This is a genomic window from Aliidiomarina sanyensis (genome assembly GCF_003987175.1).
Lineage (GTDB): Bacteria > Pseudomonadota > Gammaproteobacteria > Enterobacterales > Alteromonadaceae > Aliidiomarina > Aliidiomarina sanyensis.
On the sequence record NZ_PIPM01000024.1, the window covers coordinates 1 to 7,874 of the forward strand.

The following is a 7,874-nucleotide window of genomic DNA, read 5'->3' on the forward strand; positions in this document are numbered from 1 at the left end:
CTTTGAGTACATCGAAGTTGATTACAACAAGACAAGAAGGCATAGTGCTATTGGCTATCTCAGCCCAGAGAACTTTGAATTAAAAAATAGTGCTTAGCAAAGTGTCCACTTTTAGTGGTACGGATCACCCTTTACTTCTGGTGTTTCTGGGAATTATGTCGTCGATCGCGACGGATGCGGGTTATTTGATTCTTATTCCGTTAGCGGGCTTGCTCTATGCTGGTATGGGAAAGAATCCGTTAATAGGGATGGCTGCTGCGTTCGCTGGGGTATCTGCGGGGTTCAGTGCAAACTTAATTCCTGCGACACCCATCGATGTGATTATTGGGGTGAATGCCCAAGTCTTTGCTGAGGCGCAGGGCGTTCCGTTTGTGAATGCGGCGGGAGAGGCGCTCACGCCCGCAACGATGCACTATTACTTTATTCTGACCTCAACCTTTGTATTGGCTGCAGTCGGTGCTTGGGTCACGCTAAAGTTTGTTGGACCACGCTTGGAACAAAAAGAGTTTATGGTCCCAAAAGAACTGCAGATCTCGGATTTTGATGTGACACCTGCAGAGCAGCGTGGATTGCGCTGGTCTGGGATTGCACTGGTGCTTGCGCTTCTTGCGGTCTTTGCGCTCAGAATGGGGCCGCTGGCACCCCACGAGAATGAGGCCGGTATTGAGGTCACGCCGTTCCTCAATAATATTATTCTATTGATCACGTTTGTGTTTACTGCAGTCGGGGTGGCGTTCGGTGTTGCCAGTGGTAAGTTCGCATCCATGATGGATGTTGTGAAAGCCATGGTGAAACAAATGGATACTATGGGCTATATCCTCGTTTTGACCTTCTTCTGTTATAACTTTCTTGGGGTTCTCAATTACAGTGGCTTGGGTGCTTACATCACATTCTTGGGCGCGAATTTACTGACAGGGCTTGGTTTACAGAGTTTCCCCGTCCTGCTCCTGATTGGCTTTGTACTGGTGACTGCGTTAATTAATTTATTTGTCGGTGGCTTAACGTCAAAGTGGATGTTGCTCGGGCCGATCTTTATTCCCATGCTGTATATGGTGAATCCAGCAATGACGCCAGATCTTGTGGCTGCTGCATTCCGCGTAGCCGATTCGGCAACGAATATCATTACGCCGATGATGAGTTATGCGGGAATAATCTTAGCCTTTATGCGGAAGTACAATCCGCAACTGAGCTTCGGTGAAATGATTGCTATGATGATTCCATATTCCATCGCTTTTATGTTGGTTTGGATCGCGCTTTTGGTCGGGTTCTTTACCTTAGGGATCCCGCTTGGGTTTTAATTTAGGAAGAGGAGGAGTTAAGTAAAATGATCGTGACCTGCCCTGAGTGTCATACGAAAAACCGAATTCCTCGGGAACGGCTCTCCGACCACCCTCATTGTGGAAAATGTAACGCTCGCGTGATTACTGGCATTCCGATTGATTTAACGGTGAATAACTATCAACGTCATATGTCTGCCGACCTTCCTGTGGTGGTGGATTTTTGGGCGCCTTGGTGTGGACCATGTCGGCAATTCGCCCCTGTTTTTGAAATGGTTGCCGCACCCTTTGCGGAGCGAGCACGCTTTGTGAAAATCAACACACAAACAGAAACGACGTTGGGACAGCGTTATATGATTCGCAGTATTCCGACTTTAGCGGTGTTTTACCGGGACCAGGAAATTGCGCGAACTCAGGGGGCTATGCCTCCTCAGCAATTACACCAGTGGCTCGATCGCGCGTTAGCTCAAATTCCGCCTGAAGAATAAGGGTAAAAGTACAAAGCCTGTAGGTAAACTCACAGGCTTCGTTTTCAAAATTTCGTTCGCTAAGGCGTGTTACTCAACTCAGAATCATATGCATAGAGATGCCGAGTCCAGCGGTCAACGACCTGATTGAAGCGCTCATAGAATTGCCACATCGCTTGTTCTCCAGCTGCTTCAACGAGCTGTTGCCAAACGGTTGTCATGGTATCGAGCTCGTCGGCCGTTTTTACCAGCTCAAGGACCGTGTAACTTGGATGCTCAGGGTTCGTGATCATATTTTGCATCCAATAGCGTGTGCTTTGACCCCGATGCTCACCGAGCGCTTCGTGCATATCATTAATCAGCTGCCGAAATGCGCGGTCATCGTTGACGTGCAAATTAAAAGCATGAGCAAATCGATACCCATCGTTATTGTCGCTCCATTCGTAGATGGTTCGTGAATGATACCAGCTCACTTCTTTTGCGAGCGGATAGAGTTCGTCAAGTGCAATAGGGGCGCATTTCTCATGGCTAGGCGAACGGCGAAATAGCTCTGCATAACTGCCAAAGGGCTGTGCGATCGTATACTGGATACCGGGTCCTTCAATGCGCTGCCATGCGAACCAGATGGCATTGTCTTCGGCCTCGTTTATGCAGGCTTTCAACTTTTTCCCCGCTTCACGGAACTTCACGATATTCTGAATTGGAATGTCGATGACTTCGACGACCGTAATATCCGTTCGAGGGGCGTCCGCGAAGGTCGTGAGTGGAAAAAATGCGACGAGACTGAGCGTTGCAGCGAATACCACGGGCGGAGAGCGCTTGCATATGAATGCAGGCACTGGATTGACTCGGTTCATCTGAACCTCCAAATTGTTGGTGTTATTGTCCTCCTTTATTGCACGACTTTCGGCAAACCATGCCGCAGACAAACTATAGTCTGGGATTGGAAATTGGCAAGAAAGCGCAAAACCGCGGGGCAGAAGTGTACGTAAAGACTTAATAAGTCCAGCCACATGAGAGATATCGATGCTTGAGAAAACGGAAAAGCAGTTTCTAAAACCTGATGCAATTACCGACCCGAACGAAATTGCCAAGTTTGATGCGCTCGCTCAGGAGTGGTGGAATCCTCAGGGTAAATTTAAGCGCGTACTCGCGTTCAATGAGGCTCGGCTCGCGGAGATCAAAGCAGGAATAGCGCAGTATTTCGCTCGTGACCTGACCTCTGACGATCCATTCCATGGATTGCGCGTGCTTGATATTGGATGTGGAGCAGGACTTTTATGTGAGCCGCTTGCAAAACTCGGTGCGGACGTTACAGGAATTGATGGGAGTGAAGTGAATATTCATGTGGCAACCACCCATTCGCAGCAAGAGGGTTTGAAAATTACGTATCGTCATTGCCTTGCGGAAGAGATCGCCGGGCTTGATGGGTTTGATGTGGTATTGAATACAGAAGTCATTGAGCATGTATATGACCAAGAGGCTCTGGCGGAAACCTGTGCGCGCTTGGTTAAGCCTGGAGGAATATTGATTATGGCGACCTTGGACCGCAGCTTTAAATCATGGATTATTGCGATCGTTGGCGCTGAATATATCCTTCGAATGTTGCCTCGCGGCACGCACGATTGGCATTTCTTTGTCAAACCCGAGGAGCTCGAGACGTGGTTGAATCGTTCAGGGCTCAAAAAATTCAGGCATGCGGGTTTTCGATATAATCCCGTCACCAAGGTATGGCGTGTCATTGACGTGCCCGACGTGAATTACATGCAGTTCTATCATCGTCCTTCAGCGATTTAATGTTTGTTGCAGGAAATCCACTAAGTGTCGAACTTTCGCGGAAAGGTGTCGATTTTGTGGATAAACTGCCCAAATCCCCTCATTTGCCGCTTGGAATGCAGACAGTACAGATACTAAGCGACCGGCTTTGAGGTCATTGCGAACATAATAGTCGGGCAATTGTACAAGTCCTAATCCCTGCAACGCGGCCTCCCGTAGGAAGGGACCGCTGTTGCAGTGAACGCGACCTTGCGGTTTGAACTGGATTGGGTTGCCGTTGGCATCCTGAAGTCGCCAGTAATTAACACTTCCTCTTAAGCATTGATTTGCGCGCAGGTCCGTTATGGTAACGGGTTCGCCATGTTGTTCGATCCAATGGGGCGCCGTGACGATATGCTGCGAACGAGAACTCAATTTGCGGGCAATTAACGATGAACTTTCGAGCTGACCGAGTCGAATGGCAAGGTCAAAACCTCCTTGAATGAGGTCAAGCTTGCGGTTGGTTAAATGGAGGTCGAGTTCAACATCGGGGTGCATTGAGAGAAACTCGCTGATGAGAGGCGCGAGTTGTGTTTCACCGTAATACACTGGCGCTGTGATTTTTAAGAGTCCCCGTGGGGTCTCTTTACGGGAGGAAAGCACTTGATTCGCCTGTTCGAGGCTCTCCACCAAATGGCGACAATGGACTAAATAAATCTTTCCTTCTTCCGTGAGACTCACTTTGCGGGTGCTGCGATAAAGTAACTTCAACCCGAGACGCGATTCGAGTTCCGCAATATTGCGAGAAACTTGCGCAACTGAAATGTTTAAAGCCCGGCCCGCCTCAGTAAAGCTGCCATGCTCGGAAACGGCCACAAACTCACTAATTCCAGACCACTGCTTCATGCTTAATCCTGATTGTTTCATATATGAAAAAGTGAATTTTAAATACAATCATTAATAAAATAAAAGAAATAATTAGAATGAACTATGATCAATCTTTCAAACTAAAGGCCTGAGGAGTGTAGTGATGGAAACCATGAAAACACGTGCGGCGGTTGCTTGGGAAGCAGGCAAGCCCCTCTCGATTGAGGAGGTTGACTTGCAGTTACCACAAAAAGGTGAGGTACTGGTCCGCATCGTGGCCACCGGCGTGTGTCATACCGATGCTTACACGCTTTCGGGGTCCGACCCTGAGGGGATTTTTCCTGCAATCCTTGGGCACGAAGGGGCAGGCATTGTGGAAGCTGTGGGGGAGGGGGTTACATCCGTTGCGATTGGTGACCACGTGATTCCGCTGTACACCCCAGAGTGTGGTACGTGTAAGTTCTGTACTTCCGGTAAAACCAATCTGTGCCAAGCAATCCGGAGCACTCAAGGCAAGGGCTTGATGCCAGATGGAACATCACGCTTTTCGAAAGACGGAAAGCCAATTTTTCACTACATGGGCACATCAACTTTCGCCGAACATACGGTTGTGCCTGAGATTGCACTCGCGAAAATTCCTAAAAGTGCACCGCTCGAAAAAGTTTGCTTGCTTGGCTGTGGCGTGACGACTGGAATGGGAGCAGTGAAGAACACTGCGAATGTCCAACCCGGAGATACAGTTGCGGTCTTTGGTTTGGGTGGTATTGGACTCTCGGTCATTATCGGTGCAGCAATGGCCCAAGCATCTCGGATTATCGCGATCGACATTAATGAAGATAAGTTTGATATCGCAAAGAGGCTCGGCGCGACCGATGTGGTGAATCCAAACCAGTTCGACAAACCCATACAAGAGGTGATTGTTGAGATGACCGATGGGGGGGTCGACTTTTCGTTTGAGTGTATTGGAAACGTGAAAGTTATGCGCGCCGCACTGGAATGCGCCCATAAGGGATGGGGAGAATCAGTTATCATTGGGGTTGCTGGTGCGGGTGAAGAGATCAGCACACGGCCATTTCAGCTTGTCACGGGACGCGTGTGGCGGGGTAGTGCGTTCGGTGGTGTAAAGGGGCGTAGTCAGCTTCCGGACTACGTCCAACGGTATCTCAATGGTGAATTTGAGCTTGATACCTTTATTACGCATACAATGCCCCTTGAACAGATTAACGAGGCGTTTGACTTGATGCATGAAGGAAAATCTATCCGCAGCGTCATTCACTATTAATTCATTCTGTTCGGAGTTTTCTCATGTCGATCACACAGAAAGAAGAGAAGAAGGTTTTTGGAGGACGACAGATGCGCTTTGAGCACGTATCGGATGTGCTCAACTGCATGATGCAGTTCTCGGTGTTTCTACCTCCTCAGGCTGACCAGCAATCCGTGCCAGCAGTTTATTGGCTGTCGGGGCTTACCTGCACCGATGAGAATTTTTCGAGCAAAGCAGGTGCTCAACGCACCGCCGCTGAACTCGGACTTGCATTAATTATTCCGGATACAAGTCCGCGCGGGGACGATGTGCCTGATGATCCCGATGGAGCCTATGATTTTGGCAAAGGAGCCGGGTTTTATGTGAATGCAACACAAGCCCCTTGGGAGTCCCATTACCACATGTACGATTACATTGTGTCTGAGTTGCCTAAACTGGTTGAGGCGAACTTACCCATCAATCACCAGCGAGCTATTTCGGGGCACTCTATGGGCGGACATGGTGCGCTTGTTATTGGGTTACGCAATGCAGAACGTTATGCATCGACCAGTGCGTTCTCACCAATTGTACACCCGACTGCAGTCCCCTGGGGTAGAAAAGCGTTCAAGGGCTATTTGGGCGACGATGTTTCATCTTGGGAGGCATACGATGCCACACTACTTTTGAAAAAAAGCGCGGGTGTTGCGCTTCCTCCAATTTTAATTGACCAAGGGGATGCAGACAACTTTCTTGCAGAGCAACTTTGCACCCATTATTTCACGGAAGCGAATGAAGTGGTTGGGGCTGGAGCGCAGATTCGAATGCAGCCAGGTTATGATCACAGCTACTATTTTATTGCGAGCTTTATTGAGGATCATCTGCGGTTTCACGCGAGCAATTTGCGATAACAGAAGAATGCAGCGCGGTTCGTGTTTAATTTATCGGCAAACAGACCGTTTCTGTCGGAGGATGGCTAAAAAGTACTTGCACCAACACCGGCAAATTACTAATATAGCGCCCGTTCGCTAGAGCGAACGATTCCTTTCAGTGTGCGTCCGTAGCTCAGTTGGTTAGAGCACCACCTTGACATGGTGGGGGTCGGTAGTTCGAGTCTACTCGGACGCACCAAAAATTCTGAAACCGTGCCCTATGGCGCGGTTTTTTTTTGCTTGCTTGTAAAATTGTTAAAAACTATGATTATTTCGCCCAAATCATCAAAAAAATGAAAGGTAACTGAATGCGGTCACCAGTGAAACGTGAACTAACCTATGTAAGCACATCAAAAGCAGCAGAGCTGCTGGGCGTCTCAGTCGGGACCGTTCAACAAATGGTTGAGAAGGGAGAGCTACAGGGATGGAAAACGGCAGGCGGGCACCGTCGAATTGATAAAGCTTCCGTCCTTGAACGGAAGATGCATCAAAGTGGAGATTCTGTAGCCTCATCACGTCACGCTCAAAGTCAACGTGACGCTCTTTATGTCCTCGTGGCGGAGGATGATCCAGTAAGCATGAAAATTTATCAGAATTTAGCTGCAAGTCTTCCTTCTCAGGTTCAGTTTTCTTATGCGAATGACGGTATTGAAGCGCTGCTACACCTTGGTCAAAACCCCGTTGATATTTTGATTCTTGATATGGATGTTCCTCTTGTGAGCGGCTTCGAAATGCTCAAGAAGATTGCACGGAATCCGGCCTTGGTTGATCTTCAGATCCTTGTGGTGACGGGGTTAAAACTCGATGACAATCAACTCCCAGACGAGTTACTTGTTATAAAAAAACCGATTGATCGGTCCTTCATTCGTGGGTATGTCATGGGTGTCCACACAACGAATCTGAAAAAAATCGTTTAGGATTATCGAAAATATCAATTGTCAAAAACGAATCCAATATGATAAAAATGTCAAATACACCTGATTAAGATTGGTATTATCATTTGACAGATATACAGAGAGATTCTCTTCATTCCGATATAGAAGTTAATCGTGCTTCTAAACACCGGGGTGACGTCGCGGTTGTAATTGATGACGACCCGTCCTCGCTACAAATATCGTGTTGGTTACTTAAACGTGATGGTTATCGTGTCATAGGTTTATCTTCACTGGCAGAGTTGAATGATTTTCTTGCAATTCCCGAGTCGCATGTCTCTGTATTTGTGATTGATTTCTCACTTGAAGATAGCACCGCCATTGAGCTTATCAATACACTTCAGCAAACTCCTTCATATGCATTTGTTCCGAAAGTCGTGATCACTGGACATCGAGATCATCTC

Annotated in this window: 9 protein-coding genes and 1 tRNA gene; 8 read left to right on the top strand and 2 right to left on the bottom strand. The window is 48.0% G+C overall.

Annotated features, from left to right (window positions below):
• The 3 genes from CWE11_RS12255 to trxC form a co-directional block, all read left to right on the top strand.
• Nucleotides 1-97, top strand: a 97-nt coding sequence (locus tag CWE11_RS12255; RefSeq protein ID WP_338022191.1) for an IS3 family transposase, incomplete at its 5' end; no start/stop codon positions are given.
• Between the two features lie 43 nt (nucleotides 98-140).
• A complete protein-coding gene (locus tag CWE11_RS11735) occupies nucleotides 141-1,298 on the top strand; it encodes an AbgT family transporter (protein ID WP_275540968.1) in 1,158 nt (385 codons plus the stop codon).
• A gap of 26 nt (nucleotides 1,299-1,324) precedes the next feature.
• A complete protein-coding gene (gene trxC, locus CWE11_RS11740) occupies nucleotides 1,325-1,765 on the top strand; it encodes a thioredoxin TrxC (RefSeq protein ID WP_126777818.1) in 441 nt (146 codons plus the stop codon).
• A gap of 59 nt (nucleotides 1,766-1,824) precedes the next feature.
• On the opposite strand, the gene CWE11_RS11745 is transcribed toward trxC, so the two are convergent.
• Nucleotides 1,825-2,601 (bottom strand): hypothetical protein, encoded by a 777-nt coding sequence (locus CWE11_RS11745; protein WP_126777819.1) that lies wholly within the window; start codon nucleotides 2,599-2,601, stop codon nucleotides 1,825-1,827.
• A 169-nt stretch (nucleotides 2,602-2,770) separates the two neighbouring features.
• Between CWE11_RS11745 and ubiG the strand changes: the two genes are divergently transcribed.
• Entirely contained in the window at nucleotides 2,771-3,541 is a 771-nt protein-coding gene (gene ubiG / locus CWE11_RS11750; protein ID WP_126777820.1) for a bifunctional 2-polyprenyl-6-hydroxyphenol methylase/3-demethylubiquinol 3-O-methyltransferase UbiG, read from the top strand.
• On the opposite strand, the gene CWE11_RS11755 is transcribed toward ubiG, so the two are convergent.
• Entirely contained in the window at nucleotides 3,530-4,405 is an 876-nt protein-coding gene (locus CWE11_RS11755) for a LysR substrate-binding domain-containing protein (protein ID WP_126777821.1), read from the bottom strand. The genes ubiG and CWE11_RS11755 overlap by 12 nt on opposite strands.
• Nucleotides 4,406-4,529: 124 nt before the next feature.
• Between CWE11_RS11755 and CWE11_RS11760 the strand changes: the two genes are divergently transcribed.
• From CWE11_RS11760 to CWE11_RS11775, 4 genes are all read left to right on the top strand, one after another.
• Nucleotides 4,530-5,648, top strand: a complete 1,119-nt coding sequence (locus CWE11_RS11760; protein WP_126777822.1) for an S-(hydroxymethyl)glutathione dehydrogenase/class III alcohol dehydrogenase — start codon at nucleotides 4,530-4,532, stop codon at nucleotides 5,646-5,648.
• Between the two features lie 23 nt (nucleotides 5,649-5,671).
• Nucleotides 5,672-6,517 (top strand): S-formylglutathione hydrolase, encoded by an 846-nt coding sequence (fghA, locus tag CWE11_RS11765; RefSeq protein ID WP_126777823.1) that lies wholly within the window; start codon nucleotides 5,672-5,674, stop codon nucleotides 6,515-6,517.
• 143 nt (nucleotides 6,518-6,660) lie between these two features.
• A tRNA-Val gene (locus tag CWE11_RS11770) sits at nucleotides 6,661-6,737 on the top strand.
• A gap of 109 nt (nucleotides 6,738-6,846) precedes the next feature.
• Nucleotides 6,847-7,455: an excisionase family DNA-binding protein gene (locus CWE11_RS11775; protein WP_126777824.1), complete on the top strand. Its 609-nt coding sequence runs from the start codon at nucleotides 6,847-6,849 to the stop codon at nucleotides 7,453-7,455.
• Nucleotides 7,456-7,874: the final 419 nt, after the last annotated feature.